At 48.7% G+C, this 335-nt stretch carries 1 protein-coding gene; it reads right to left on the reverse strand.

The features are described 5' to 3' along the window. Positions 1-61 precede the first annotated feature (61 nt). Positions 62-335, reverse strand: a 274-nt coding sequence (locus MiSe_RS50045; RefSeq protein WP_226595076.1) for a hypothetical protein, incomplete at its 5' end; no start/stop codon positions are given.

Below are 335 nucleotides of genomic sequence, written 5' to 3' on the forward strand. Positions count from 1 at the left end.
AATGCCCGTACCCAGATCCCCTCATCAAAGGGTAGGGGCACGGCAGCAACAATCAAAGTTGTCAACTCAAAATTTTCTCCTGCCGTGTCCCTACAATCAAATGTTGCCAGGGTAGGGACACGGCAGCCACAATCAAAGTTGCATCGGTCAAATTTTTTGAATGCCGTGTCCCGACAATCAAAAATGCCCTTACCCAGATCCCCTCATGAAAGGGTAGGGGCACGGCAGCAACAATCAAAGTTGTCAACTCAAAATTTTTGAACGCCGTGCCCCTACAATCAAATGTTGCCAGGGTAGGGACACGGCAGCAACAGAATTTGTTGCATCGGTCAAAC

The sequence above is a fragment of the Microseira wollei NIES-4236 genome (assembly GCF_020521235.1).
Lineage (GTDB): Bacteria > Cyanobacteriota > Cyanobacteriia > Cyanobacteriales > Aerosakkonemataceae > Microseira > Microseira wollei.